The organism is Thermobispora bispora DSM 43833 (assembly GCF_000092645.1).
Lineage (GTDB): Bacteria > Actinomycetota > Actinomycetes > Streptosporangiales > Streptosporangiaceae > Thermobispora > Thermobispora bispora.
Map to the genome: position 1 here is coordinate 230364 of NC_014165.1, position 23820 is coordinate 254183.

22 protein-coding genes and 1 tRNA gene are annotated in these 23820 nt (G+C 71.5%); 12 read left to right on the plus strand and 11 right to left on the minus strand.

Annotated features, from left to right (window positions below; genetic code table 11):
* The first annotated feature begins 571 nt into the window (after positions 1–571).
* Positions 572–2848, plus strand: a complete 2277-nt coding sequence (locus TBIS_RS00970) for an ATP-binding protein (protein WP_242384292.1) — start codon at positions 572–574, stop codon at positions 2846–2848.
* A 3-nt stretch (positions 2849–2851) separates the two neighbouring features.
* Here the strand turns inward: TBIS_RS00970 and TBIS_RS00975 are convergent, their stop codons facing one another.
* From TBIS_RS00975 to TBIS_RS00985, 3 genes are all read right to left on the minus strand, one after another.
* Positions 2852–3385 carry an ATP-binding protein gene (locus TBIS_RS00975; protein ID WP_013130457.1) on the minus strand — a complete coding sequence of 178 codons (534 nt, stop codon included), beginning with the start codon at positions 3383–3385 and terminating at the stop codon, positions 2852–2854.
* Between the two features lie 549 nt (positions 3386–3934).
* Positions 3935–4011: transfer RNA gene (locus TBIS_RS00980), tRNA-Pro, on the minus strand.
* A 30-nt stretch (positions 4012–4041) separates the two neighbouring features.
* The gene (locus tag TBIS_RS00985) at positions 4042–4986 is read right to left on the minus strand and encodes a metallophosphoesterase (RefSeq protein ID WP_050760599.1); all 945 of its coding nucleotides are present in this window, start codon (positions 4984–4986) and stop codon (positions 4042–4044) included.
* A 73-nt stretch (positions 4987–5059) separates the two neighbouring features.
* Between TBIS_RS00985 and TBIS_RS00990 the strand changes: the two genes are divergently transcribed.
* Complete coding sequence (locus tag TBIS_RS00990; protein ID WP_013130459.1) at positions 5060–5515, plus strand: GatB/YqeY domain-containing protein; 456 nt, start codon at positions 5060–5062, stop codon at positions 5513–5515.
* 90 nt (positions 5516–5605) lie between these two features.
* Here the strand turns inward: TBIS_RS00990 and TBIS_RS00995 are convergent, their stop codons facing one another.
* Entirely contained in the window at positions 5606–7747 is a 2142-nt protein-coding gene (locus tag TBIS_RS00995; RefSeq protein WP_241019804.1) for a transglycosylase domain-containing protein, read from the minus strand.
* 335 nt (positions 7748–8082) lie between these two features.
* Here TBIS_RS00995 and TBIS_RS01000 point away from each other — a divergent pair, with 335 nt between their 5' ends.
* Positions 8083–8391: a WhiB family transcriptional regulator gene (locus TBIS_RS01000; protein ID WP_013130461.1), complete on the plus strand. Its 309-nt coding sequence runs from the start codon at positions 8083–8085 to the stop codon at positions 8389–8391.
* A 182-nt stretch (positions 8392–8573) separates the two neighbouring features.
* Here TBIS_RS01000 and bagB read toward each other — a convergent pair whose 3' ends face one another.
* Positions 8574–9701 (minus strand): ATPase BagB, encoded by a 1128-nt coding sequence (gene bagB / locus TBIS_RS01005; protein WP_013130462.1) that lies wholly within the window; start codon positions 9699–9701, stop codon positions 8574–8576.
* A gap of 51 nt (positions 9702–9752) precedes the next feature.
* Positions 9753–10781: an ATPase BagA gene (bagA, locus tag TBIS_RS01010; RefSeq protein WP_041431064.1), complete on the minus strand. Its 1029-nt coding sequence runs from the start codon at positions 10779–10781 to the stop codon at positions 9753–9755.
* A gap of 175 nt (positions 10782–10956) precedes the next feature.
* Between bagA and sp36 the strand changes: the two genes are divergently transcribed.
* The 5 genes from sp36 (at position 10957) to TBIS_RS01025 (ending at position 13805) form a co-directional block, all read left to right on the plus strand.
* Entirely contained in the window at positions 10957–11112 is a 156-nt protein-coding gene (gene sp36 / locus TBIS_RS19395; RefSeq protein WP_013130464.1) for a Sp36 family protein, read from the plus strand.
* Positions 11109–11570, plus strand: coding sequence for a RidA family protein (locus TBIS_RS01015; protein ID WP_013130465.1), 462 nt, complete (start codon positions 11109–11111; stop codon positions 11568–11570). Before sp36 ends, TBIS_RS01015 begins: the two co-directional genes overlap by 4 nt.
* Before the next feature lie 116 nt (positions 11571–11686).
* Entirely contained in the window at positions 11687–11860 is a 174-nt protein-coding gene (locus tag TBIS_RS18805; RefSeq protein WP_013130466.1) for a DUF4177 domain-containing protein, read from the plus strand.
* A gap of 190 nt (positions 11861–12050) precedes the next feature.
* A complete protein-coding gene (locus TBIS_RS01020) occupies positions 12051–12938 on the plus strand; it encodes an NUDIX hydrolase (RefSeq protein WP_013130467.1) in 888 nt (295 codons plus the stop codon).
* Positions 12939–13013: 75 nt separating this feature from the next.
* Positions 13014–13805 (plus strand): MBL fold metallo-hydrolase, encoded by a 792-nt coding sequence (locus TBIS_RS01025; RefSeq protein ID WP_013130468.1) that lies wholly within the window; start codon positions 13014–13016, stop codon positions 13803–13805.
* An 87-nt stretch (positions 13806–13892) separates the two neighbouring features.
* On the opposite strand, the gene TBIS_RS01030 is transcribed toward TBIS_RS01025, so the two are convergent.
* Positions 13893–14552, minus strand: a complete 660-nt coding sequence (locus tag TBIS_RS01030; RefSeq protein WP_050760600.1) for a Crp/Fnr family transcriptional regulator — start codon at positions 14550–14552, stop codon at positions 13893–13895.
* Positions 14553–14654: 102 nt separating this feature from the next.
* Here TBIS_RS01030 and nth point away from each other — a divergent pair, with 102 nt between their 5' ends.
* The 3 genes from nth to TBIS_RS01045 all read left to right on the plus strand — a co-directional run bounded on the left by nth (position 14655) and on the right by TBIS_RS01045 (position 17500).
* Positions 14655–15374: an endonuclease III gene (gene nth, locus TBIS_RS01035; protein WP_013130470.1), complete on the plus strand. Its 720-nt coding sequence runs from the start codon at positions 14655–14657 to the stop codon at positions 15372–15374.
* Between the two features lie 103 nt (positions 15375–15477).
* Complete coding sequence (locus tag TBIS_RS01040) at positions 15478–16125, plus strand: NUDIX hydrolase (RefSeq protein WP_013130471.1); 648 nt, start codon at positions 15478–15480, stop codon at positions 16123–16125.
* Positions 16126–16315: 190 nt separating this feature from the next.
* Positions 16316–17500 carry a MarP family serine protease gene (locus TBIS_RS01045; protein ID WP_013130472.1) on the plus strand — a complete coding sequence of 395 codons (1185 nt, stop codon included), beginning with the start codon at positions 16316–16318 and terminating at the stop codon, positions 17498–17500.
* 118 nt (positions 17501–17618) lie between these two features.
* Here TBIS_RS01045 and TBIS_RS01050 read toward each other — a convergent pair whose 3' ends face one another.
* The 4 genes from TBIS_RS01050 to acs form a co-directional block, all read right to left on the minus strand.
* A complete protein-coding gene (locus TBIS_RS01050; RefSeq protein ID WP_242384293.1) occupies positions 17619–18065 on the minus strand; it encodes a DUF309 domain-containing protein in 447 nt (148 codons plus the stop codon).
* Positions 18066–18481: 416 nt separating this feature from the next.
* Positions 18482–19387: an alpha/beta fold hydrolase gene (locus TBIS_RS01055; RefSeq protein ID WP_013130474.1), complete on the minus strand. Its 906-nt coding sequence runs from the start codon at positions 19385–19387 to the stop codon at positions 18482–18484.
* Positions 19388–19391: 4 nt separating this feature from the next.
* Positions 19392–19862: a phage holin family protein gene (locus TBIS_RS01060; protein ID WP_013130475.1), complete on the minus strand. Its 471-nt coding sequence runs from the start codon at positions 19860–19862 to the stop codon at positions 19392–19394.
* Positions 19863–20437: 575 nt separating this feature from the next.
* Positions 20438–22417 (minus strand): acetate--CoA ligase, encoded by a 1980-nt coding sequence (acs, locus tag TBIS_RS01065; RefSeq protein WP_013130476.1) that lies wholly within the window; start codon positions 22415–22417, stop codon positions 20438–20440.
* 286 nt (positions 22418–22703) lie between these two features.
* On the opposite strand from acs, the gene TBIS_RS01070 reads away from it, so the two are divergent.
* Entirely contained in the window at positions 22704–23480 is a 777-nt protein-coding gene (locus tag TBIS_RS01070; protein ID WP_013130477.1) for a Fic family protein, read from the plus strand.
* The last annotated feature ends 340 nt before the right edge of the window (positions 23481–23820 follow it).

The following is a 23820-nucleotide window of genomic DNA, read 5'->3' on the forward strand; positions in this document are numbered from 1 at the left end:
TCCCCGCAGCCGATTCACGGGGTCAAAGGGTGCGAGGAACTGAACACATGCGCTGTTCGTGGACCGCCGGGCCCGCGACGTCATGATCTCATGTTTCGCGGAGAGAAGGACGTCCTCTGTGCAAGTCCGGGCCCTATTCGCCCGGAAACCCGGCGGTATTCGCACAGGCCCGGACTTCCATGCCTGCCTCGTCCCCGGCCGCCGTTCCGCGGCCACGTGGAAAAGCGGTCTTTGCGAGAACCCGTCATGCCGCTTTCCGGAAATCCGGAAGCCCGGGGCGGGCCGCCCGCCGGAGAACCTTGATCTCGATCGAGGTGGCCGGCCGTACGTGGGACGACGCCGCGGCGATCGCCGGAGCGGTGCGGAGCATGGGCCGCCCCTGGCCTGCCCGTTGATTCGCCCTTCGGAGCAAGCCGAAATTTTTGCTAAAGAGCACCAATCTTGGGGAGATAGCACGGTAGCGCGGTTTTTGGGGGTAGCGTAGGCCGGTCCGAACATCCGCGACGGGGGGCGGAAGGCCATGGCCGTGGTTCCGCTGAGAGCGGGCGCAGAGCACCGGCTACCGGCCGAGGTGACGAGCTTCATCGGGCGGCGGCGGGAGACCACCGAGGCCCGGCGTCTGCTCTCGGTCGCCCGGCTGGTCACCATCACCGGCGTGGGAGGGGTGGGGAAGTCCCGCCTCGCCCTCCGGGTCGCCCTCGACGTACGGCGGGCCTTCCCCGGCGGGGTGTGCTTCGTCGAGCTCGCCGATGTGGACGAGCCCGCGCTGATCGGTCAGGCGCTCGCCGACACCCACAGCATCCGGATCCCCCCGTCCCAGTCGCCGGTCGATGTGCTCATCGAGCACCTGGCGGATCGGCGGATGCTCATCGTGCTCGACAACTGCGAGCACCTCCTCGAGGACTGCGCCGTGCTCGCAGACGGGCTGCTGCGCGCCCTTCCCGACCTGCGGATCCTCGCCACCAGCCGGCAGCCGCTCGGCATCGCGAGCGAGCAGACCCTGGAGCTCGCCCCGTTGCCGGTCTCCGGGGCCGGGCCGCTGACGTGCTCCGCGGAGTCGGACGCGGTCCGGCTCTTCGCCGAGCGGGTCGCCGCCGTACGCCCGGATTTCGCGGTGACCGAGGCGAACCTGCCGGTCGTGCTGGAGATCTGCCGCCGCCTCGACGGGCTGCCCCTCGCGATCGAGCTCGCCGCCGTCCGGCTGCGCGCCCTCTCCGTTGAGCAGCTGCTGCAGCGGCTGGACGACCGCTTCCGGCTGCTCACCACGGGATCGCGCGCCGCGCCGCCCCGCCAGCGGACGCTGCGCGCGCTGATCGACTGGAGCCACGACCTGTGCACCGCGAAGGAGCGGCTGCTCTGGCAGCGCGCCTGCGTGTTCAGCGACGGCTTCACCCTGGAGACGGCCGAGGAGGTCTGCTCCGGCGACGGCATCGGCAAGGCCGAGGTCATCGACCTGATCACCGGGCTGGTGGAGAAGTCCGTGCTGATCAGGGAGGAGGGGTATCACGAGGCACGGTACCGGCTGCTCGACACGATCCGGCAGTACGGCAGGGAGCGGCTCGCCGAGTCCGGGGAGGAGGCGATCTGGCGGAGGCGGCACCGGGACCACTATCGCGACCTCGCGCGGAAGGCGTGGGAGCGGCACTTCGGGCCGGCCCAGCTCGACTGGCACGTACGGCTGCACGCCGAGGACGGCAACCTGCACAAGGCGCTGGAGTGGTCCTTCGCGGAGCCGGGCGAGGCCGAGACCGGCCTGGCCATGGCCACCCACCTCCTGCACCACTGGATCAGGTACCACCCGCGCGAGGGCCGGGGCTGGCTCGCCCAGGGTCTGGCGCTCTGCACGGCGCCGACCGTGCTCCGGGCCCGGGCCCTGTGGGGGTGCGCCTGGATGTCCCTCATGCAGGGGGACGAGGCGCCGGCCGCCGCGATGCTCGCGGAGTGCCGGGAGATCGCCGCCCGGACCGGCTCCGATTACGACCTCGCCTACGCCGACCTCTGCTCGGGCATGCTCGCCATGAGCCGGGGCGAGGCGGCCACGGCCGCCGTGCTCTACCGGAAGGCGGCGGACCGGTGCCGGCGGCTCGGCGATCACGTTGGGGTGGCGCTCGCGCTCATCCGGCTCTGCCTGGCGCGTTCGGTGCAGGGCCGCGGGGAGGAGGCCCAGGCCCTCGGCGAGGAGGCCGTGGCGGTCTGCGAGGCGCACGGGGACGTCCGGTACCGGGCGTACGCGCTGATGGTGCTCGGCATCGAGGCCTGGCGGCGGGGGGAGCTCCAGCGCGCCGCGGCGCTCCAGAAGCAGAGCCTGGAGAGCAACCGGGTCATGGACGACTACACCGGCTGCGGCATGAACCTGGAGGTCCTCACGTGGATCGCCGGGAGCGAGGAGCGGTACGCACGGGTCGCCCGCCTCCTCGGCATCCTGAAGAGCCCGCCGTGGTCGGACGACGTGTCGATGGTCGAGTTCCGGTGGCTCCGCCGGCACAGCAGGGTGTGCGAGGCCGAGGCGGTGAAGGCCCTGGGCACCAAGGCGTTCTCGGCCGAGGTCACGCGCGGCGCCCGGCTCGCCCCGGACGAGGCGGCCGGTTTCGTCCTCGAGCTGGAGGCCCCCGAGGAGCCGGTGCCCGCGGCGTCGAACGGGCAGGTGCCGCCGCTCACCCGCAGGGAGACGGAGATCGCCCGGCTCGTGTCGCGCGGCCTGAGCAACAAGGAGATCGCGTCGACGCTGGTCATCTCCCCGCGCACCGCGGAAGGGCACGTCGAGCACATCCTCGACAAGCTGGGCTTCAGCTCCCGAACCCAGATCGCCACATGGCTGAACGAGCAGACGAGGAACGGCAAGGCGTGACGGTCACCGCAGCCGGTCCGCCCTCAGCTCGAACCACATGACCTTGCCCGCGGCGGTCGTCCTGCCGCCCCACCGGCTGGAGAGGATGTCGATGAGCATCAGCCCACGGCCCCCCTCCTCCTCGAGGGTGAGGTTCTCGCTCGTGTCACAGCGGGGGATCTCGCCGCCGCTGTCCGCCACCTCGCAGCGCACGACCCCGTCCATGCGGGTGATCGTGAGCGAGATCGGGCCGGGCGTGTACCGCAGCGCGTTGGTGACGAGTTCGCTGACGAGCAGCATCGCCGTGTCCGAGAGGTGGCCCAGGCCCCAGGCGATGAGCTGGTCCCGGGTGAGCCGCCGGGCTCGGGCGGCCGCGTGCAGGTCGGCGGAGAGCCGCCACGACTCGGTCTGCACCCTGGAGCCGCCCATGATGCGGAGGACGAAGCGGCTGAACCGCCGGTAGAGCTCTGTCATGCCGAGCCACGCGGACCTGGGTTCACCGGCCGTGGTGAAGTGCTCGGCCATCTCCAGCCTGGGTGTGGTGGCGATGTGGCTCATATGGCACACCTCGCGATCCCCGGGCGGCGCGGCGCGTTCCGCGGGCCCGGCGGCCGGCCGTCACCGGCGCGCCCGGCCGCGTCGTGGGGTCTCCGCCCATGCCGTGACCGGAGTGCGAGCGAGAAGGCGGCTTCCCGGGCCTTCGTGGACGGTGGCTCATGGGACATGGGCGTCCCCTCTCTGCCATGACTCGATGACTCTTCCAGAGTGCCTGTGCGCCCACCGGAAGGGGGACCGGGAAATCCCCTAGATGTGTACCTATTCGTTCGCCTGCGTATGGGTAGTGCACGGGTCAACCGCGACGGGACACGGGTAGATCCGGCAAACGAGAGCACCGCTCTTGCCGTACGGCCCGCCGTCCCGGCGCGGAATCGATGGGCGAGGCCGGCGGGCGGCCGTCGCCCGGGGACCGGACCCGGCGAGCCGGGCCGGCCGGAGGAAAACCCGTAGGTGCCGGACCGGGCCCGCCCCGCGCCGGGGCCGGCGCGTACGGTTCCGTCCGCGACCACGACGAAGGCCCTGCCCGCGGTGCGGGCAGGGCCTTCGAGCTGGTCGGGGTGGCCGGATTTGAACCGACGACCTCTTCGTCCCGAACGAAGCGCGCTGCCAAGCTGCGCTACACCCCGGTGGGCGCGTCGCCCTGTGCCACGGCAAGTCTAGCGAACTTTGGCGGTACTTGTGCCACGCGCGCGGCCGACCGGCCGCCGGGGCACCAGAGTGAGCAGAGATGCCTCGGGCGGGCAGGCGAACCGGACCGGCGCGTACGGCGAGGTGCCGAGGCCGGCCGAGACGTGCAGCCACGCGCGGCCGTGCCGGCTGAGGCCCTTCACCCGCGCGGTGTCGAGCCCGCAGTTCGTCACCAGCGCGCCGTAGAACGGGATGCAGATCTGGCCGCCGTGGGTGTGCCCGGCGAGCAGCAGGTCGTACCCGTCGTCGGCGAAGCGCGTCAGGTTCCGCGGCTCGGGCGAGTGCATGACGCCGATCCGGAGGTCGGCGTCGGCCGGGGCCTGCCCGGCGATCTCGTCGTACCGGTCCCGGTCGATGTGGGAGTCGTGGATGCCGCCTACGTGCACGTCGAGGTCGCCGACCTTGAGCCGGGCGGTCTTGTTGTTCAGGTCCAGCCAGCCGGCGGCGGTCATCGCCGCGCCGAGCTCCTCCCAGGGCAGGTCCGGGGTGTTCCGCCGCACGTCCCCCTTGGAGGTGCGCCACAGGTAGCGGGCCGGGTTCTTGAAGTGGGGCGCGTACAGGTCGTTGGACCCGTACACGAACACGCCCGGCCGCTCCAGCAGCGGCTCCACCGCCCGCAGGTACGCCTCGACCGCGTCGGGGTGCGCGATGGTGTCGCCGGTGTTGACGATGAGATCCGGGTTGAGCAGGTCCAGGGAGCGCACCCACTTGATCAGCCTGGTGCGGCGGGGCGTGAGGTGCAGGTCGGAGATGTGCAGGATCCGGATCGGGCGCTGGCCCGGTTCGAGGACCGGCACGTCGAACCGGCGAAGGCGGAACCAGTTCCGCTCGAACACGGCGGCATAGCCGAGCCCGGCGGCGCCGAGCCCGAGCAGCGAGAGCGAAGCCGCGGCAGCTCTTCTCACACTGCACATCATGCCCGACACGGGAGAGGCCTCCCGCCAATCGCCTGTGAAGATCGGGTTGCGCTGGCGGCAAGATGGACGCATGAGTGCGTTGAAAGACAGGCTCCAGGCCGATCTGACGGCGGCGATGAAGGCGCGGGACGAGGTGCGGATGCGGACCATCCGCATGGCCCTCGCCGCCATAAACGTCGCCGAGGTCGCGGGCGAGAAGGCGCGCGAGCTCTCCGACGACGAGGTCATCAAGGTGCTGACGAAGGAGGCGAAGAAGCGGCGCGAGGCCGCCACCGCGTTCTCCGACGCCGGCCGTGCCGACCGGGCCCAGGCCGAGCTCGACGAGCTCGCCGTCCTGGAGGAGTACCTGCCCGCCCAGCTCTCCGACGAGGAGCTGAACAAGCTGATCGACGAGGCGATCGCCGAGACCGGGGCGCAGGGGCCCAAGGCCATGGGCCAGGTGATGAAGGTGCTCACCCCGCGGATCGCCGGCAGGGCCGAGGGGGCGCGGGTGGCCCAGGCGGTCCGGGCTCGCCTCTCCGGCTGACCGGCCCGCTGACGGATGAGCCGGTCCGGGCGGGACCGCGCTCATCCGCCGCGGCGGCCTCGCGGCCGCGGGCGCCGCGGCGGGCCGGCGTCACTCGAACGGGTTGTCGCCGCCGAAGAGGTCGAGCCTGTCCCCGGGGCCGCGGCCCCGCTCCCGGTCGCCTCCGCGGCCGCCGCGCTCATCCCCGCGGCCGTCCTTGTCCCGCTTCTTCGGCGGAGGCGCGCACTGCTTGCTGCACCCGCCGAACCGCGACATGTCCGGCGGCACGAACGACGACGGGGGAACGCCCTTGAGGGCCTCGAGGAAGGTCTCCTTCCAGATCGGGCCGGGGATGGTCGCCCCGTACACGGAGCCGTACCGGCGGCCGCCCATGACCTGCCCGCTCAGCGGGTAGCGCACCGGGCCGCGCGGGTCACCGAGGCTGACCGCACCGGCGAGGTCGGGGGTGTACCCCGCGAACCACGCGGTCCGCGACACGTCACCGGTGCCCGTCTTCCCGGCCGCGTCCCGGCCGATGCCGCCGACCCCGGCCATGGTGCCCTTGGTGAACACGCCCTGGAGGATGTAGGTCGTCGCGTCCGCGACCTCCGGCTCCACCACCTGCTTGCACTGCGGCTTGAACTTCGTCGACCGGCCGTACCGGTCGATGATCTCGGTGATGGCCATGGGCTTGCAGTACTTGCCCCGCGCCCCGAGCGTGGCGTAGGCGGCGGCCACGGTCACCGGGTCCATCTCGTTGAAGCCGAGGGTGAACGGCTCGAACTCCTGGAGCTTCTGCCCGTCGGCGCGCTTGATGCCGAAGTCCTTGGCGGTCTTCACCACGTCGCAGAGGCCGACCTTCTGCTCCAGGGTGAGGAAGAACGTGTTCACCGACTTCCAGGTGCCGGTCTGCAGGGTGAGGAAGCCGCCGCGGCCGCCCTCCGAGTTGTGCAGCGGGGTCCGGGTGTCGCCGACCGAGTTGCCCTGGCAGTCCTTGAAGTCGTGCGGGCTCCGCGCCACATAGGTCGGGCCGACGTTGAAGCCGTCGTTGAACTTGTAGCCCTTCTTCAGGGCGGTGACGAGCGTGAACATCTTGAAGGTCGAGCCGGCCTGGAAGCCCGTGCCGCCGCCGTGCTCGGCATCGGCGACGACGTTGATGGACATCTCCTTCTTTTTCCGGTTCGTCCCGAACTTCCGGCTGGCCGCCATCGCCTTGATGGCGCCGGTGCCCGGCTCGACGAGCGCCTCCGCGGCGACCGGGTTGTCGGTCGGGTGGACGTACTTGCGGATCGCCTTCTCGGCGGCGCGCTGCATCTTCCGGTCGAGCGTGGTCTTGATGGTGAGCCCGCCCCGGGCGAGGAAGTCCGAGCGCGCCTTCTGGGTCTTGCCGAACTGCGGGTTGTTGAGGATCTCGTTCCGTACGTAGAGGCAGAAGTACGGGAACTCGCTCTGCTCGCAGCCGCCGGGGATCGGCACGTCCTTGTAGCCGAGCTTCTGCGCCTTGGCCTTCTCGGCCTCCTCCGGCGTGATGATCTTCAGCTCGGCCATCCGGTCGAGCACCACGTTGCGCCGGGCCAGCAGGCGGTCGCGGAAGCGCTTGCCGCGGTTGGGGTCGGTCGCGTTCGGGTTCTGCACGGCTCCCGCGAGCGTGGCCGCCTCGGCGAGGTTGAGCTGGGAGGCGTGCTTGCCGAAGAACCGCTTCGCCGCCGCCTCGATGCCGTACGCGCCGGCGCCGAAGTACGCGATGTTGAGGTACCGCTCGAGGATCTCGTCCTTGGTGTACTTCTGCTCGATCGCCATCGCGTACCGGATCTCGGTGAGCTTGCGCGAGAGCGTCGGCGCGACGGCGGCGGCCTTCTCTTCCTCGGTCTCGGCCTTGTTGTAGAGAACCTGCTTGACGTACTGCTGGGTGATCGACGACCCGCCCTGGGTGACACCGCCGGAGACGATGTTCTTGATGAGCGCGCGGGCGGTGCCCTCCAGGTCCAGGGGCCCGTGTTCGTAGAACCGGTAGTCCTCGATCGCGACGATCGCCTTGCGCATGATCGGCGCGATCTTGTCGAGGGTCACCGACTCCCGGTTCTGGTAGTAGAACTGTGCGAATGGCTTGCCGTCGGCGTCCAGGAGGACGGTCTTCTCGGGCAGCGGTGGCTCGTCGAGCTCCTCGGGCGCGAGGTGGAGGGCCTCCGTGGCGGACTTGGCGGTCATGCCGACCGTGCCGACCGCGGGCAGCGCGATGCCGGCGGTCAGCACCCCCGCCACACCGGCGGCGCCGAGGAGCCGCAGTACTCCGCCTCGAACGGACGCTTTGGGTTTGCCGTTGGTTTGCACGTTTTCCAGGTTACGCCGGGTTCGTGACCGTATTCGAACTCACTGGACGACCGCAGATTACCCGGACGCGGGGGTAACTAGTCCATCCCGGCCATGTGGCCTGACATGACCATGTAAGAATTTGGTCCCCGTGGGGCCTGTCGCCTCAATCGGGTCCTTGCGTACGTTCTTCAGTGCGGCAACTGCAAAGGAGGCTCGACGCCCGCGCCCGTCGGCCGACACAACGACTGACCACCGAAGGGGAGTGGGGTCGAAACATGTGGATTACGGATTGGACCTCCCGTGCGGCCTGCCGAAATGCGGACCCCGATGCGCTGTTCGTGCAGGGAGCGGCCCAGAACCGGGCGAAGTTGATCTGCCGGGGATGCCCTGTCCGTACCGAGTGCCTTGCCGACGCCCTCGATAACCGGATCGAGTTCGGGGTCTGGGGCGGCATGACCGAACGGGAGCGCCGCGCACTGCTCCGGCGTCGGCCCGACGTCACTTCCTGGCGTGACCTGCTCGCGGCGGCCAAGGAAGAGTACGAGCGCAACCTCGAGCGTTCCAAGGAGCTCATCGCCGGCTGAGCGCCACAGCGTCGTGGCCTGCCGGCCCGGCCGATGAGATGGGAGGCTGACGGCGTGCTCAGCCTCCTCGTCCTGACCGCGAGCTCGCCATGACCACGAGCTCCTCGCCATGGCCGCGAGCGGTTGTCCGGTGAACCGGAGCGCCCGCCCGGAACGCGGGCGAGGGGGCGCGGGCATGCGCGTCACATCGCGAGCAGTTGCCCGATCTGACGCAGCCCATCCAGATCGTGCACGTCCTCGGGCATCGCCGGAACCCTGGCGACCGGGACGGTCGGGTGGGCGGCGGTGAAGTGCTCCTGCTCCCGCTGCTCACGCGCGGCGAGCTGCATCCGCTCGGCGTGCAGCCGGAGCACGGCGGCGGTGAGCTCGTGCTCGCCCCGCGCCTCCAGCTCCTCGGCGGCGGCAATGCTCCGCTCGGCGGAGAGCGCGGCCGCCGGGGACGCATGGACCCGGTTCACCACCAGCCCGGCGAGCGGCATCCGGTCTTCGGCGAGCCGTTCCACGAAGTAGGACGCCTCCCGCATCGCGTCGCGCTCCGGTGCGGCGACCACGAGGAACGCGGTGCCGGGCGCCTGCAGGAGCCGGTAGGTCTGCTCGGCGCGCTGCCGGAAACCGCCGAACACCGCGTCGAGGGCGGAGACGAACAACTGGATGTCCCGGAGCACCTGGGCGCCGATCACCTTGGTGAGGATCCCGGTCATCACGTTCAGCCCCAGGTTGAAGAGCTTGAACGCGCTCCGGCCTCCCGCCTTCGCCGGGGCGGTGAGGATCCGGATGAGCCGTCCGTCGAGGAAGCGGCCGAGCCGCTCCGGCGCGTCGAGGAAGTCGAGCGCCGACCGTGACGGCGGGGTGTCCACCACGATCAGATCCCAGTCGCCGGTACGGCTGAGCTGGCCGAGCTTCTCCATGGCCATGTACTCCTGCGTGCCGGAGAAGCTCGAGGAAAGCGACTGGTAGAAGGGGTTCGTCAGGATCTGGTGCGCCCGCTCCGGGTCCGCGTGGGCCTCGATGATCTCATCGAAGGTCCGCTTCATGTCGAGCATCATCGCGTACAGCTCGCCGCCCTTGGCGGTGTTGCCCAGCACCAGGCGCGGGGTGTTGTCCAGCTCGGTGAGGCCCATGGCCTGGGCGAGCCGCTTGGCCGGGTCCACCGTGAGCACCACCACCGACCGGCCGCGCTCGGCGGCCCGCAGGCCGAGGGCCGCCGCCGTGGTGGTCTTGCCGACTCCGCCGGCCCCGCAGCACACGATGATCCGCGTGCCGCGGTCGTCGAGGATCGCGTCGATGTCCAAGGTGGGCGCGGTCTTCACAGCTCACCCTCTCACTGCCGGAACCTGCTGAACGCCCTCACCCGGCCTCGGTCACGCGGCGCCCTGCGCGCGCAGCGCCTCGGCCAGCTCGTAGAGCCCGGCGCGGTCCACGCCGTCGGCGAGCAGCGGCAGCTCGTAGCAGGGGACGCCGGCCGACGCGAGCATCTCGCGCTCCCGCCGCTCCAGTTCGACCCGCTTCGCGTGCTCGATCACCTCTTGGGTGAGAGCCTCGGCGATCAGTGAGGCGTCGCCGCTCTCGTCGACGATCCCGGCGGCCTTGAGCCCCAGGGCCAGCTCACCGCTGTCGAACCGGTTCTCCCGGGCCGCGGCGAGCACCGGCTCGGACAGGAAGACCGGCCGGACCATGTTGATGACGATGCCGCCCACCGGCAGGCCCGCCGCCCGCAGCTCGGCGATGCCGTCGAGCGTCTCCTGGACCGGCATCTCCTCCAGCAACGCGACGAAGTGGACCGCGGTCTCGGGCGAGGCGATGACCCCGCGGACCATCTCGGCGTGGTTCTTGATCGGCCCCACCCGGGCCAGCCCGGCGACCTCGTGGGTCACGTTGAGGAACCGCACGATCCGCCCGGTGGGCGGGGCGTCCATCACCACGGCGTCGTACGCCCGCTTGCCGGACCTGTCGCGCCGCCGCACCGCCTCGCTGGTCTTGCCGGTCACCAGCACGTCCCGCAGGCCGGGGGCGATGGTGGTGGCGAAGTCGATCATGCCGATCCGGTCGAGCGCCTTGCCCATGCGCTTGAGGCCGTAGAACATCTCGAGGTACTCGAGCAGGGCCTCCTCCGGATCGATCGCCAGGGCGTACACCTCTCCCCCGCCCGGCGCGACGGCGATCTTCCGTTCCGCGTAGGGAAGCTGCGGGAGATCGAAGACCTGGGCGATGCCCTGGCGCCCCTCGACCTCGACCAGCAGGACCTTCCTCCCGCCCGCGGCGAGGGCGAGCGCGAACGCCGCGGCCACCGTCGTCTTCCCGGTGCCGCCCTTACCGGTGATGACGTGCAGCCGCACGCCCTCCCAGTCGGTGTCCCGGGCGCTGCCCGCCGCCGTCGGGTCGTTCACCATTCCTCCACGTCTCACCCGCCCTAGGGAAGGCTACCCAACGGTCAGCTCGCGATTCGCCCGCGGTTCCCCGGTCCCCGGGGGCCGGGCCGCCCGTGCCGGCCGTACCCCGCGGCGCGCCGGTCAGGCGGCGGTCAGGCGGCGGCCGGGACGGGGCGAGTCGCTACCCTGTGTACCCATGACGAAGTGGGAGTACGTCACGGTGCCATTGCTCACGCATGCCACCAAGCAGATCCTCGATAACTGGGGAGACGAGGGCTGGGAGCTCGTCGCGGTCGTTCCCGGCCCGAACCCGGAGCAGCTCGTCGCCTACATGAAGAGGCCGAAGCAATGAGCGCCCCGGAGCAGCGGCTCGCCGAGCTCGGCCTGGCCCTCCCCGAGGTCGCGGCCCCGCTCGCCGCGTACGTGCCGGCCGTCCGGTCGGACGCCTACGTCTACACCTCCGGCCAGCTCCCGCTGGTGGAGGGCAAGCTCCCCGTCACCGGCAAGGTGGGCGCCGAGGTGCCGGTGGAGGAGGCCCAGCGGCTCGCCCGCATCTGCGCCCTCAACGCCCTGGCCGCGGTCAAGTCCGTGGTCGGCGACCTGTCGTCGGTCGTGCGGATCGTCAAGGTCGTCGGCTTCGTCGCGAGCGCGCCGGGCTTCACCGGCCAGCCGCAGGTGGTCAACGGGGCGAGCGAGCTGCTCGTCGACGTGTTCGGCGAGGCGGGCAAGCACGCCCGGAGCGCGGTCGGCGTGGCGGTGCTCCCGCTGGACGCGCCCGTCGAGGTCGAGCTCATCGCCGAGGTCAGGTGACCGTCCCCGCCCGGACCGGGCCCCCGCGGCGCCTCACCGGGCGCCGCGGGTGGGGATCATGAAGGTGTCGTCCAGGGGAATGCCGCGCCACCCGCCGTCCGCTTTACCGTGGGCCCATGGCGAGGTGGGAGTACGCCGTGGTGGGCTTCGACTTGGGCACTTACCGTGGGGCCCAGCAGGTCCTCGATGACTGGGGGAGCGCCGGCTGGGAACTCGTCACAGTCATTCACCTCTACAACACGGAGTACAACTCCTCGTTTGTCGCGTTCCTGAAGCGGCGGACGGGGTGAGGGCCTCGGAGCGGCGCCTCGTGGGTCCTGCCTGATCCTCCCCAGGGTCTCTTCCGCCGGACGAGCCCGCCGAGGCCGGGCCCATCGCGGACGCCCGGCGGCCGGCCCCCGCCCAGGGCCATCCCGGCGTACGAGCAGTCCACGGGCAGGAGTAAGCTCCCCGGGACGGCTGGGATCAGAGGAGGCTGGAGTGCGTCTTCCCCTGCGGGGCGCGGCGGGGGAGCGGGCCAGGGACGTCCTGGCCGGGCGGGCGCCGGTGGTGCCCGCGCGGGACGCCGCGACCGTGGTGCTGCTCCGCGACGACCCCTTGGAGACCTTCCTGCTCCGGCGGAAGCAGACCCTTGCGTTCGCCGCGGGCGCGTACGTCTTCCCCGGAGGCGCGGTCGATCCCCGGGACGCCGACCACGCGATCGCCTGGGCGGGTCCGTCCCCCGCCGAGTGGGCGGAGGTGCTGCGGACCGATGAGCGGACCGCCCGTGGCCTGGTGTGCGCGGCGGTCCGGGAGACCTTCGAGGAGTCGGGCGTGCTCCTCGCCGGGCCGGACACCGGCTCGGTGGTCGCGGACACGAGCGGGGACGACTGGGAGGCCGACCGCCGCGCGCTCGTGGACCGCACGCTCTCGTTCGCGGAGTTCCTGGAGCGCCGCCGGCTCGTGCTCCGGTCCGACCTGCTTAAGGCGTGGGCGCACTGGATCACCCCGGAGGTCGAGCCGCGGCGGTACGACACCCGGTTCTTCGTGGCCGCCCTGCCGGCCGGGCAGCGGACCCGGGACGTGGGCGGGGAGTCCGACGGGGTGGTCTGGATGGAGCCGAAGACCGCCCTGGCCCGGGCCGCGGCGGGCGAGATGCACCTGATGCCGCCGACATTACGGACATTGACGGAGATCGCGGCCTTCGAGACGATCAGTGAGGTGCTCGCGCACGAGCGCGAGATCGTGACCATCATGCCTCCGGCCGTCGAGATCGACGGGGAGGTGGTCCTGCTCATCCCCGGCCCGGAACCCGGCTCGGAGACCGGCCCGGAGGCCGGCGGGGAGCCGGGCCCGGCGGAGGGCCGGCCTGCGGCGGAGCGGCCCTGACCGGGGCCGATCCCGGCCGGAGCGGCGCGCCGTGCCCCCTACCGGTGCGCCCCGCACCCACAGCGAGGAGACCACATGAGCGGCTTGCGGATACCGCTGGACGGCCCCGACGGGGCGGGCACGGAGCACGTGACCAACCTGCTGGCCCCCAACCCCTCGCCCTGGACGCTCGACGGCACGAACACGTGGGTGATCGGCGGCGGGGAGACGGTGCTGGTCGTCGACCCGGGCCCGGACGACGAGCAGCACCTGAAGCGGGTCGTCGAGCACCTCGGCGACCGCAGGGTGGCCGCGATCCTGCTCACCCACGGTCACCGCGATCACAGCGCGGGCGCCCCGGCGCTCGCCGAGATGGTACGGGCCCCGGTGCGGGCCCTCGACCCGAAGCACCGGCTGGGCGAGGAGGGCCTGCAGGACGGGGACGTGCTCACCGTGGACGGGCTGGAGGTCAGGGTGGTCGGCACCCCGGGGCACTCGTTCGACTCGCTCTGCTTCTGGGTGCCGGAGGACCGGGCGATGCTCACCGGGGACACGATCCTGGGCCGGGGCACCACCGTGATCGCCTCGGACGGGCACCTCGGGGACTACCTGCGCAGCCTCGACCGGCTCCGGGCGCTCGCCGAGACCGTGGAGGCGAGCGCGCTGCTCCCCGGCCACGGGCCCGTGCTGCCCGATCCGATCGCCGCGCTCGACGGGTACATCGCGCACCGGCGGAAGCGGCTGGATCAGATCCGCGAGGCGATCCGCCGGGGCGCCAAGGACGTCGCCGAGATCGTCGACATCGTGTACGCGGACGTGGACCCCTCGCTCCGGCGCGCGGCCGAGTGGTCCGTGCGCGCTCAGCTCGATTACCTCGAGGGCCGCTGACCCGGGGCGGGCCGCGGCGGTGACCCCGCCCCGGGCGTACCGGGCGACCGCTCCGCGCACCGGAGCCGGCGCGCGTCCGGGCGCCGGTCAGCGCGAGCGGTGGTGGAGCCGATCCCGGTCGAGGATGACCACGGCCTTGGCCTCGATGCGGAGCCAGCCGCGCTGCGCGAAGTCGGCGAGGGCCTTGTTCACCGTCTCCCGGGAGGCGCCGACGAGCTGCGCGAGCTCCTCCTGGGTGAGGTCGTGGTGCACCCGGACGCCGTCCTCGGTCTTCGTCCCGAACCGGTCGGCGAGGTCGAGGAGCTGCTTGGCCACCCGGCCGGGCACGTCGCTGAAGACCAGGTCGGCGATCACGTCGTTGGTACGGCGGAGCCGCTGGGCGAGGGCGCGCAGCAGGTGGACGGCGACCTCGGGCCGCCCGGTCAGCCAGGGCCGCAGATCGTCGTGGCCGAGGCCGGCGAGGCGGACGTGGGTGAGCGCGATGGCGGAGGCGGTACGCGGCCGCGGGTCGAAGAGGGACAGCTCGCCGAACATCTCCCCCGGCCCGAGCACGCTGAGCAGGTTCTCCCGGCCGTCCGACGAGGTGCGGGCGAGCTTGATCTTCCCCTCGAGGACCACGTAGAGCCGGTCGCCCTCTTCGCCTTCACTGAAGACCGTTTGCCCCTTGGACAGCTCGATCTCGGTGATGCTGGCGCGCAGTGCGGCGGCGCTCTCGGGATCGAGCGCGGAGAACAGGGGCGCCTTCATCAGGATTTCGTCGGTGCTCACGGTGTCTCCCTACCTCGCTTGCGCTCGTCACCGCCTCGGGCGCCAGCCAGAGTGACCCGTCTCCTCGCTTAGGCTTACGGCGTGTCCCGTAACCGCTCTGCGGCAGGAGAGTCCCGGCTCGCGCTCGTGCGCCGTGCCCGCAGGATCGACAGAATCCTGGCCGAAACCTACCCCGACGCCCATTGCGAGCTGGACTACAGCAGTCCTCTGGAGTTGCTGGTCGCCACGATCCTTTCAGCGCAGTGTACGGATAAAAGAGTAAATACGGTTACTCCGGTATTGTTCGCCAAGTACCGGACGGCGGCCGACTACGCCGCGGCCGACCAGGCCGAACTCGAGGAGATCATCCGGCCGACGGGCTTCTACCGCGCCAAGGCGTCCAACATCATCGCCATGGCCCAGGCGCTCTGCGAGCGCCATCATGGCGAGGTGCCCGATCGGCTGGAGGATCTGGTCCGCCTGCCCGGCGTGGGCCGGAAGACCGCCAACGTCGTGCTGGGTAACGCCTTCGGCATCCCCGGCATCACGGTGGACACGCATTTCCAGCGACTCGCGAGGAGGTTCGGCTGGACCAAGGAGACCGACCCCGTCAAGATCGAGCACGAGGTCGGTGAGCTGTTCCCCAAGTCGAGCTGGACCATGCTCTCCCACCGGCTCATCTGGCATGGACGACGCATCTGCCACGCCCGCAGGCCAGCCTGCGGAGCGTGTCCCATCGCCACGCTCTGCCCATCGTACGGTACGGGTCCGACGGACCCGGAGGAGGCTCGGAAACTGGTCAAGGCGGGCCCCTTTTCCTGAGCGTCACAAAGCTCGGCTACAACGATGGGAACAAGGCGTTCGAGCCTCGACGTTGTCCACGGCGCGATGATCGCGCCGCTGGAGGCGCACTGGAGGTGATGGCGTGGCTCCCGGGTGGTTGACGGATCTCGCGATCAAGGCCCGGCGGCAGCCGGTACCGCCGGCCCTGCGGCCACCCGCGGACGGAGCCGGCCGGTCCGCCGCGGTCCTCCTGCTCTTCGGCGAGAGCCCGGTGGGCCCGGACATCCTGCTCATCCAGCGCAGCACCAAGGATCGGGTGCACGGCGGCCAGCCCGCGTTCCCCGGTGGCGGCGTGGACCCCCAGGACGACGGCCCGGTCGCCGCCGCCCTGCGCGAGGCCGCCGAGGAGACCGGGGTCGACCCCAGCGGCGTCGAGGTCGTGGGCACCATGCCCGAGGTGTACGTCTGGCGCAGCCGGTACCGGGTCACCCCGGTGCTCGCCTGGTGGCACACCCCGAGCGCGGTGCACCCGGCCTCACCGGACGAGGTCGACGCGGTGGAGCGCGTCCCCATCGCCGAGCTCACCGACCCGGCCAACCGGTTCCTCCTCCGGTACCCCGGCGGGCTCCCCCCATCGGTCGCGTTCCGGGTGCGCGGGCTGCTCGTGTGGGGGTTCACCGCGCGGGTGCTCGACTCGGTGCTCAGCATCGGCGGGTTCGAACGGCCCTGGGATCGGACCCGGATCGAGGACATGCCGCCGGACGTGCTGATGCAGGTGACCCGGGCCTGATCACCGCCCGGAGCCCGGCCGTACAATCCGCGCGGTCCCCGGCGGCCGTCCCGATGCCCACCGGAACGCCCGCGCCGCCCGGCCCCGGGCCCTGCCGTACGCCATGGCCGAGCGGGCCGGGCGTCCCCGCGCCCGGGCCGAGTCGGCGTACCGGCCCGCATCCCCAGGGGCGGCTGGTTACCGTTGAACCGTGCGCGGTGATCTCCTGGACCTCATCTTGATCGGGCTGGTCGTGGCCTTCGCCGTGTCCGGGTACCGGCAGGGCTTCATCATCGGGGCGTTCAGCTTCATCGGGTTCGTCGGCGGAGCCCTGCTCGGGATGTTCATCGCGCCACCGCTCGCCGGGGCGATCGTGAACGGGGACATGGAGCGGGCGCTCCTCGCCATCGTGATCGTCTTCCTCACCGCCACCCTTGGGCAGTTCATCTGCTCCACGATCGGGGCGGTGGTCCGCAGCCACGTCACCTGGGAGCCGGCTCGGGTGGTCGACGCGTTCGGCGGCTCGGTGGCGAGCGGCCTGTCGGTCCTGCTCATCGCCTGGCTGTTCGGGTCGCTGATCGTCTCGATGAGCTCGCCCGTGCTCAAGGAGCAGGTGGTCGGCTCGATCGTCTGGCAGGCGGTCGACGAGGCGATCCCGGACAGCGTCCGGGCGCTGCAGAAGCCGTTCAAGGACTTCGTCGAGACCTCGGAATGGCCCCAGGTGATCACCTCGATCGGCGGGCAGAACGTGCCGCCGCCGGACGAGGGGGTGCTGCAGGGGAGCCCCGCCCTCGCCAGGGCCCGCAAGGCGATCGTCAAGATCGAGGGAACGGCGCCGAGCTGCCGCAAGCACATCGAGGGGACGGGCTTCGTCTACGCGCGGCACCGGGTGATGACCAACGCCCACGTCGTCGCCGGGGTCACCGAGGACCTCAAGGTCATCGACTCGACCGGGAAGCGGCACGCCGCCACGGTCGTGCACTACAACCCGGACAAGGACGTGGCCGTGCTGTTCGTGCCCGAGCTCCAGGTCCCCGCGCTCCGGTTCGACTTCACCGCGGAGCGGGGAGAGGACGCCATCATCGCCGGTTACCCCAAGGGCCGCGGGTTCACCCCGCTCGCCGCGCGGATCCGGACCAAGCTCCGGGCCGAGTCGGACGACATCTACAACCGGCGCAAGGTGGAGCGGGACGTCTACGTGATCCGCGGCAAGGTGCAGCCGGGCAACTCCGGTGGCCCGCTGCTCAGCACCGAGGGCCGGGTGTACGGAATGATCTTCGCGGCCGCGACCGACCAGGAGGAGACCGGGTACGCGCTCACCGCGCGGGAGATCCTGCCCGATGCCAAGAAGGCGAGCGCCGCGGTCGCCCGGGTCGGCACCCAGGAGTGCGACTAGCCGTACCCGCGGAACCCCGCGGGCGTGCCGAGGCGCGGCGAACCTTCGCGGACGGCAGGCCCGGCCGTGGGTGAATCCGGCCGTGCCGCCGGAACGTCACGATCGGAAGCCCTGATGCTCACCCGTTCGAGCCGTCCGCGGACGCCTCCGCCGTCGTGGCACGTTCCGGCTCCCCCGCCTGACGCAGGTGCTCCAGGATGACGCCGATCGCGGTCGCCGCGTCCACCTGGCCGGAGTCGATCTCGCCGGTGAGCCGGTCGCTCGCGATGGCGAGCGCCCGGAGGTCGAGGCCGTAAGGGCGGCGGGAGCCGTACGCGCTGAGCCGTGCCGAGCCGCGGGTGAGCAGGGTCGCGGCCCCCGGGAGGTTGCCCCGCTGCACATGGGTCAGCCCCACGCAGATCTGGGCGAGCCCTTGCCAGAGCTCCCGCTCCTCGGCCGGGCCGGTCTTCCAGCGCGCCTCGAACACCTCGTGGGCGTGGAACGGCCGTCCGGCCTCGAGCAACCGCTTCGCGTCCTCGATCGCCTGCAGCGGTCCCGGTGCGTAGTCATCGGGGATGCGGGGCACACCCTCGGCGCCATGAGGGAGCGGCCTGCCGTACTCGTCGCGAGGACGGAGATTACGGGGTCGGCCCGCTTCGTCACGGTCACGCATGGTCTCTCCGCAGGTCACGATGCGGCGCTGGGGCCGGCTGACTACGATCAGACGGGAGCCTCCGCATGATCACAAAATCGGCTGCCCAAGTGAAGCCGGGCCGCGGAGTGTCGGGCGATCACTCCGCGAAGTTGAGCATCTCAAAGCACATATTTACCGGAAGCCAGAAGATCACGCGAAAGCTTCCCCCAGGTAACGGTACTGGTCCCAAAGGGTGAGAGCGGGCGCGGGCCCGTGCGAGGCGGGCCTTGGGGCACGCGCGGGACGGCCCGGGCGGGCGTCCGTAACCGGGGGAGGCACGCGAGCGGGTCCGGGCTCGGGCGCCCGGGTCACAGGTCGGTGAGCCAGGAGATCAGCTCGGCGTTGAACGGCTCGGGGCGCTCCTCGTGCGGGAAGTGACCGGCGCCCTCGATCAGCCGCCAGCGGTACGGCGCGGCGACGTACCGGCTCGACCCCATGGCCGTCCGCGGCAGCAGGCAGGGGTCGAGCGCGCCGTGCACCTGCAGCGTCGGCGCCTCGATCCGGGCGCGCATCTGCTTGGCGTAGTGGAAGCCGTCCGGGCGGACCTGCGACCGGGCGAACCAGCGGTAGTACTCCAGCGCGCAGTTGGCCGCCGAAGGGATGAGCAGGGCCTTCCGGTAGACGTCGGCCACGTCCGCCGGCGGCCAGCCCGGCCCGGACCAGCTCTTCAGCAGCCGCGCCACGAGCGCACCGCCGTCGGCGGTCAGCCGCCGTTCGGGGAGGATCGGCAGCTGGAAGGCGAGGGCGTGCCGTACCGCCTTGAGCTGGCCGAGCGTGGTCCACAGGGCGGCCCGGAGGCGGAGCGGGTGCGGGGCGGAGACCACCACCAGGCGGCGCACCACCTTGGGGTCCATCACGCTCATCGTCCACGCGATCAGGCCGCCCCAGTCGTGCCCCACCACGACCGCCCCGGCCTCGCCCAGCGCGCGGATCAGCCCGGCGGCGTCGACGGCGAGGGTCGGCAGGTCATAGCCGCGGGGTGGCTTGTCGCTGGCGCCGTACCCCCGCAGATCGACGGCGACCGCGCGATAGCCCGCCTCCGCCAGCGCCACGAGCTGGTGGCGCCAGGTCCACCAGAACTGGGGGAACCCGTGCAGCAGCAGGACCAGCGGCCCCGTCCCCGCCTCGACCACGTGGAACCGGGTGCCGCCCGCGTGGACCGTGCGGTGGTGCCACGGACCTTCGATCTCGATGACGGCCTTCTCGGTTGACATCGGGTCACGGATTGTCACTGAGCACCGAAGCGGACGGTTCCGAGCGTTCCTGGCCCCGCTGGGAGGCCGAGGCGGTGCCGGCGGCGGGTTCCAGCGGAGAGGTCTCCCGGCCGGAGCCGCGGAGCCCGCGCAGCGTGCGGGTCGTGCGCTTCATCCCGGACAGGCCCTTGAGCCGCCGGTAGCCGACGAACACCAAGATCACCGCCACGACCAGATAGAAGGCGGTGACGATGACGAACGCCAGCCATGTCGCGACTCCGATGGCCACCAGCACATATGCGATCGCGAACGAGGACAGGATCAGGCACAGGTGCCCGATGAAGGCGGCCGCGCCGAAGAACCCGGCGGCCATGCCGACCCGCTTCGCGTCGAAGGTGAGCTCGGCCTTGGCCAGCTCGATCTCCGAGCGGACGAGGGTCGACAGGTGATGGCTGGCCTGGGCGATGAGCGCGCCGAGCGATTCGTCCTCGCGCATCAGTAGATCTCCTATCTGTGACTACCACACATCATGTCGTGTTCGCTTCGTGCGCGCACGCAGCCCTCGCGCCCGCGCGGCCGGCCCCGGCGGGGTCGCGGCCGCCGGGCGATCCGCCCGCGACCGCCGCGCCGAGGGCGGCCGCCGGGGTCTCCGGCCGGCCGAAACCCCTGGTCTGAGCTGCGGAAACGCGGGCCCATGCGGCCGCCGGCCGGCTCGGGGCGCGCAGGTGCCCGGTACGGCGCCTGCCGGTGAAGGGCAAGAGTTATCACATCAGGCCCGCGGCGGCCAGGTGATCACGATCACGCCACGTTCCGGCGGGTACGGCCGGCCCGCGCGGCACCGGGGTGCGGGATCGGCGCCTCCCGGCGATCGCCCCCGGCGTGGCGGGGCCGGGACGGGGAGCGCTCCGGTGCGGGCCGCGGACCGTCCCGGTCAAGGCAGAGGGCGCGGACGCCGTCACCGGCGCCCGCGCCCCTGGTTCACCGAGGCCCTCGGAGTTCACCGAGGTCTATGGGGTCGCATGGCCTGGCCGGGCCGGCCGGGCGGGTTCGCCCGTCCGGCCCGGCCCGGAATCAGTCCTCGCTGCTCTTGGCAGCCGGCAGCTTCTCGGCGATTAGCTTCATCACCGAGCTGTCGGTCAGGGTGGTGACGTCGCCGAGCTCCCGGTTCTCCGCGACGTCACGCAGCAGCCTGCGCATGATCTTCCCGGAGCGGGTCTTGGGCAGCTCCGGGACGACCAGGATCTGGCGCGGCTTGGCGATCGGGCCGAGCGTGCTGGCGACGTGGGCGCGCAGCTCGGCCGCGATGTCCTCGCTCTCCTCGGCCTCGCCGCGCAGGATCACGAACGCCACGATCGCCTGGCCGGTCACCGGGTCGGAGGCGCCCACCACCGCGGCCTCGGCGACCTTCGGGTGGCTGACCAGGGCGCTCTCCACCTCGGTGGTGGAGATGTTGTGGCCGGAGACCAGCATGACGTCGTCCACCCGGCCCAGCAGCCAGATGTCGCCGTCCTCGTCGCGCTTGGCCCCGTCGCCCGGGAAGTAGAGGCCCTCGAACCGCGACCAGTAGGTGTCGACGTACCGCTTGTCGTCACCCCAGATCGTGCGGAGCATGGACGGCCACGGCTCGCGGATCACCAGGTAGCCGCCACCGCCGTTCGGCACGGACTCGCCCTTGTCGTCGACCACGTCCGCGACGATGCCCGGCAGCGCCCGCATGGCGGCGCCCGGCTTGGCGTGGGTGATGCCCGGGAGCGGCGTGATCATGATGGCGCCGGTCTCGGTCTGCCACCAGGTGTCTACCACCGGGCAGCGGTTGCCGCCGATGTGCTCGCGGTACCAGACGTACGCCTCGGGGTTGATGGGCTCGCCCACCGACCCGAGGATCCGGAGCGACGACAGGTCGAACTTCGCCGGGATGTCGGCGCCCCACTTCATGAACGTCCGGATGGCGGTCGGGGCGGTGTACAGGATCGTGACCTTGTACTTCTGCACGATCTCCCAGAACCGGCCCCGGTGCGGGGTGTCGGGGGTCCCCTCGTAGATGACGCTGGTCGCCGCGTTGGCGAGCGGGCCGTACACGATGTAGGAGTGCCCGGTCACCCAGCCGATGTCCGCGGTGCACCAGTAGATGTCGGTCTCCGGCTTGAGGTCGAAGACCGCCCAGTGGGTCCAGGAGGTCTGGGTGAGGTAGCCGCCGGTGGTGTGCAGGATGCCCTTCGGCTTACCGGTGGTGCCGCTGGTGTAGAGGATGAACAGCGGGTCCTCGGCGTCGTGCGGCACGGCCTCGTGCTCGGCCGGCTGGCGGTCGACGATGTCGTGCCACCAGATGTCCTTGTCCGTCCAGTTGACCTCCTGGCCGGTCCGGCGCACGACGACCACGCGCTCCACACCCGGGCACTCGGCCACCGCCTCGTCCACGGTCGGCTTGAGCGGGTTCGGCTTGCCGCGCCGGTAGCCGCCGTCGGCCGTGATGACGAGCTTGGCGTTCGCGTCCTCGATCCGGTTCTTGAGCGCGGACACCGAGAAGCCGCCGAACACCACGGAGTGGATCGCGCCGATGCGGGCGCAGGCGAGCATCGCGATCGGCAGCTCGGGGATCATCGGCATGTAGATGGCGACCCGGTCGCCCTTGCGTACCCCGAGCTCCTGGAGCGCGTTCGCCGCCTTCGCCACCTCGCGCTGCAGCTCGGCGTACGTGATCGTACGGCTGTGCCCCTCGGGCTCGCCCTCCCAGTAGTAGGCGACCCGGTCACCGAGCCCGGCCTCGACGTGGCGGTCGACGCAGTTGTAGGCGACGTTGAGCTTCCCGCCGACGAACCACTTGGCGAAGGGCGCGTTCCACTCGAGCGTGGTGTGCCAGCGCTCGGCCCACGTCAGCCGCTCCGCGGCGCGCTCCCAGAAGGCCAGCCGATCCCGTTCGGCCTCTTCGTAAGCCTCCGCGGTGACGTTCGCGGCCGCTGCCAGCTCGGCCGGTGGCGCGAACCGCCGGGTCTCGGTCAGCAGGTTCGACAGCGTCTCCTGGGTCTCGCGACCTGGGGTCTCGGTGGCCACTCCGTACTCCTTCACGCGTCTCGCAGGGATGGGTCTGGCGTTCGGCCGCCTCAGCCAAGGTGTGTCAAAGTCGGACGGACTTCACTCCACCAGGACCGGGGCGTTATGTCCAATGACGTGCGTGTTGGGTCAAGTCGATCGGCCCGTTTCCTACCTCGGTGACGGCGCTGTACAGCGAAATCTAATGACGATCCCCGGGGCGTGGGCAGCCCTCCCGCAAGCCGTTTGCGCTCAACGGTGCAACCTCTTCGATGAACGACCATTCCGGGCCGATAAGGTCGCTGCCGTGAACGACCCGCTCGCCGTCATCGCCGAACTTCCGGGGGTTCCCGAAGCGGTACAGGAGGCCCGCGAGGCCGTCGACCGGCTCTACCGGCATCCGGTGCTGCGCCGGCGGAGCCCCGAGGTGTCGGCCGAGTCCGCCCTGCGCGGCGCCCGGGCCTCGGCCGCGATCGAGGGCGTGGACGTGCCGCTCGAGGAGTTGCGCCGCGGTGAGGTGACCGACCCGGTGGTGCAGGGGGCGCTGCGCGCCTCGACGGAGATCGGCCGGCTCACCTCGCTGTGGCGATCCGCCCCGCCCCAGGTCCTCGCCCGGCTGCACGCGGTCGCCGCCGTCGGGCTCACCGACGACCCCGGCCGGCCGAGGAGCACGCCCACCGACGCCGACCCGCTCGGCCTCGGCCCGGCCCCCGGACCCGAGGAGACGGCGGCGCGGCTGTCCATGCTCACCCGGCTGCTCACGGGCGACACCAAGGCCCCGGCGCTCGTCCTCGCGGCGATCGTGCACGCGGAGCTGGTCACGCTGCGGCCGTTCGGCGTGGCGGACGGCCTGGTGGCGCGGGCGGCCGCCCGGTTCACCCTGGTCGAGCGCGGGCTCGACCCCAAGTCGCTCTGCGCGGTCGAGGTGGGGCACGCCGAGCTCGGTGACGCCTATCCCGAGGCGTTGCGCTCCTATCAGACGGGCACCCCGGCCGGGCTGGCCGGGTGGATCCGGCACTGCGCGGACGCGGTCGTCCTCGGCGTCCGCGAGACCACGGCGATCTGTGAGGCCCTTTCCCGATAGGCGATCCGTGGGGTTGCCCCCGATGGGCCGGCATCGCCGTTCGATCGCGGCGTGGCCGGTGGGAGCGACGTACGGATGCGCGCGTGACCACGGCAGCCGCTGACGCCGTGGTGATGGCGGGGTCGTGGGGTCACGTTGATCGCCCAGCCGGTGCGTGGGCCAGCGGGAGCGGTGGCGTCCGGGAGTGACGCTGCAGTGGGGTCCCGGCGAGGCGTTACGTTGCGGACGCAGCCAGTGGAAGCGACGTGGCGGACGTGTGACGAGCACGCTAGCGGCGTGACGTGGTGATGGCGGGCTCCGTGGGGCGGGCACACGTGGAGCGCGTGGCCGGGAAGTGAGT

Bases quoted from the DNA above. Each gene is read 5' to 3' on its own strand.
- TBIS_RS00975 (WP_013130457.1), bottom strand. From the start codon at position 3,385: ATGAGCCACATCGCCACCACACCCAGGCTGGAGATGGCCGAGCACTTC.
- TBIS_RS00985 (WP_050760599.1), bottom strand. From the start codon at position 4,986: ATGTGCAGTGTGAGAAGAGCTGCCGCGGCTTCGCTCTCGCTGCTCGGG.
- TBIS_RS00990 (WP_013130459.1), top strand. From the start codon at position 5,060: ATGAGTGCGTTGAAAGACAGGCTCCAGGCCGATCTGACGGCGGCGATG.
- TBIS_RS01000 (WP_013130461.1), top strand. From the start codon at position 8,083: ATGTGGATTACGGATTGGACCTCCCGTGCGGCCTGCCGAAATGCGGAC.
- bagA (WP_041431064.1), bottom strand. From the start codon at position 10,781: ATGGTGAACGACCCGACGGCGGCGGGCAGCGCCCGGGACACCGACTGG.
- sp36 (WP_013130464.1), top strand. From the start codon at position 10,957: ATGACGAAGTGGGAGTACGTCACGGTGCCATTGCTCACGCATGCCACC.
- TBIS_RS01015 (WP_013130465.1), top strand. From the start codon at position 11,109: ATGAGCGCCCCGGAGCAGCGGCTCGCCGAGCTCGGCCTGGCCCTCCCC.
- TBIS_RS18805 (WP_013130466.1), top strand. From the start codon at position 11,687: ATGGCGAGGTGGGAGTACGCCGTGGTGGGCTTCGACTTGGGCACTTAC.
- TBIS_RS01025 (WP_013130468.1), top strand. From the start codon at position 13,014: ATGAGCGGCTTGCGGATACCGCTGGACGGCCCCGACGGGGCGGGCACG.
- TBIS_RS01030 (WP_050760600.1), bottom strand. From the start codon at position 14,552: ATGAAGGCGCCCCTGTTCTCCGCGCTCGATCCCGAGAGCGCCGCCGCA.
- TBIS_RS01055 (WP_013130474.1), bottom strand. From the start codon at position 19,387: ATGTCAACCGAGAAGGCCGTCATCGAGATCGAAGGTCCGTGGCACCAC.
- TBIS_RS01060 (WP_013130475.1), bottom strand. From the start codon at position 19,862: ATGCGCGAGGACGAATCGCTCGGCGCGCTCATCGCCCAGGCCAGCCAT.